Genomic DNA, 2,301 nt, shown 5'->3' with positions numbered 1-2,301 from the left:
CTTAAGAGACGACGCATCCTGCCCGGCGATGGTGTCACGGACGATTTGCGCAACTTCATCTTCCGTCAGCTGTTTTGGCATATACTTTTCCAGAACGGCCATTTCAGCCTTTGTCTGGTCTGCCAGGTCAGTACGGCCGGCTTTTTCAAATTCAGCCAGCGATTCTTTGCGCTGTTTCATTTCTTTGGCAATGACTGCTGCCACACCGGCATCATCCAGTTCGCATTTACCATTGATTTCCGTATTTCTAATGGAATTACGGACCATGCGTATGACGGAAAGAGCCGTCTTACCAGCTTCTTTCGCTTTCATTGCCGTTTTCATATCTTGAAGCAGTTCTTCTTTCAGAGACATGATATCACCCTTCTACTCTTTGCGATTATGCTCTATACTTCCGTTTCCGTGCTGCTTCAGATTTTTTCTTTCTCCGTACGCTCGGTTTTTCATAGTGTTCGCGTTTCCGGACTTCGGAAAGAACACCTGCTTTTTGGCAAGAACGTTTGAAACGGCGCAGTGCGCTGTCCAAGGATTCATTTTTACCAACTTTGATTTCTGCCATTCTATATCCCTCCCTCCAAATGTATGTTAGGGAGTGCTTTACTGCACACATTGAAATTATACTCAAAAAGAGCATATTTGTCAATCCGTAAAGTACTGTAGAAAGTGAAGTCATACACTTTCCTCAGGCAGACATCAAGGATGATTGCCTATTATAATCCGGCTTCTTTACGGAGGATATCGGCCTTATCGGTCTTTTCCCAGGGAAGATCCAGATCGTTGCGGCCAAAGTGACCATAAGCAGCGGTCTGTTTGTAGATAGGACGCTGCAGGTCGAGCATTTCGATGATGCCGGCCGGGCGGAGATCAAAGTGTTTATTGATCAGGCTGACGATGACATCGTTATCGACCTTGCCGGTACCGAACGTTTCAACGTGGATAGAAACAGGGCGGGCAACGCCTATGGCATAAGCCAGCTGGATTTCGACTTTATCAGCAAGGCCTGCGGCAACAATATTCTTGGCTACATAACGGGCTGCATAAGCGGCCGAACGGTCGACTTTTGTGGGGTCCTTGCCGGAGAAGCATCCGCCGCCATGACGGGCCATGCCACCGTACGTATCGACGATGATTTTCCGTCCCGTGAGGCCCGAATCACCCTGAGGGCCGCCGATGACGAACCGTCCCGTCGGATTAATATACAGTTTTGTCTTGTCATCGAACAGGCCTTCAGGAAGTTCCGGCTTGATGACGTATTCGAGGAGGTCTTTTTCAATCTGGTCACGTGTTACTTCCGGGCTGTGCTGTGCCGAAATAACAATGGTGTCGATACGGACCGGCTTGCCGTCATCGTATTCGACCGTGACCTGTGTCTTTCCATCGGGACGGAGATAAGACAGCGTGCCATCCTTACGGACTTTCGCCAGGCGGCGTGCCAGACGGTGTGCCAGGGAAATCGGCAGTGGCATGTAATCGTCCGTTTCATTAGTAGCGTAGCCGAACATCATACCCTGGTCACCGGCACCAATCATATCAAATTTATCCTTCTGCCCTTCTTTTGCTTCCAGAGCTTCATCGACGCCCATAGCAATATCTGAAGACTGTTCGTCAAGGGATACGAGGATGCCGCATGTATCGCAGTCGAAGCCGTATTTAGCCCGCGTATAACCGATTTCACGGATTGTTTCGCGGACGATATGTGGAATATCGACATAGCAGGTAGTGGAAATTTCACCTACGACATGGACCATGCCAGTCGTTACCAGCGTTTCGCAGGCAACGCGGGCATTTTTGTCTTTTGCCAGGATGGCATCAAGGATGCTGTCGGAAATCTGGTCAGCCATCTTATCAGGATGACCTTCAGTAACGGATTCAGAAGTAAAGAATTCGCGGTTTTTAGCCATTTGTATATCCTCCTTAACTTTTTTAGTTCCATTTGATACGTATGTAAAAAAAAGCCCTCTCTGACAAGAGGGGGCTACGTATACCCATCTGCCAGTATATACACTGTTGGATTTAGCACCTTTCAATAGATGAAGGTTGCTGCGGCATCACAGGGCCAGTCCCTCCGCCGTCTCTTGATGGAACTATATTTTATTTGACGTAAGATAGTATACCCGATATAGCAGGATAATGCAAGTCTTTTTCAAAAGAAATTTTCCCTGCCCGGTAACACCTATACCGTATCAGGCTTCGGGCACAGCTGTTGTTTTTTCATCCCGGGCATTGTCCTTTGTAACAGGATTGAGTTCGTCCTTCGAAATGGTAAGACGATGCTGGGCTGCTGCCAGGATGAGGTCTGCT

At 48.3% G+C, this 2,301-nt stretch carries 3 protein-coding genes and 1 riboswitch; all 3 genes read right to left on the bottom strand.

Annotated features, from left to right (window positions below; genetic code table 11):
- A partial coding sequence (locus tag DBO31_RS08980; RefSeq protein ID WP_150824985.1) for a GatB/YqeY domain-containing protein occupies window positions 1-354 on the bottom strand: 354 nt, incomplete at its 3' end.
- A 25-nt stretch (window positions 355-379) separates the two neighbouring features.
- Complete coding sequence (rpsU, locus tag DBO31_RS08975; RefSeq protein ID WP_059077465.1) at window positions 380-559, bottom strand: 30S ribosomal protein S21; 180 nt, start codon at window positions 557-559, stop codon at window positions 380-382.
- A gap of 151 nt (window positions 560-710) precedes the next feature.
- Window positions 711-1,901 carry a methionine adenosyltransferase gene (gene metK, locus DBO31_RS08970; protein WP_150824984.1) on the bottom strand — a complete coding sequence of 397 codons (1,191 nt, stop codon included), beginning with the start codon at window positions 1,899-1,901 and terminating at the stop codon, window positions 711-713.
- A gap of 81 nt (window positions 1,902-1,982) precedes the next feature.
- A riboswitch (SAM riboswitch) is annotated at window positions 1,983-2,085 on the bottom strand.
- Window positions 2,086-2,301 lie beyond the last annotated feature (216 nt).

This window comes from Megasphaera sp. DJF_B143 (assembly GCF_900320625.1).
Lineage (GTDB): Bacteria > Bacillota > Negativicutes > Veillonellales > Megasphaeraceae > Megasphaera > Megasphaera hexanoica.
This window is presented reverse-complemented; position numbering and strand designations above follow the sequence as displayed.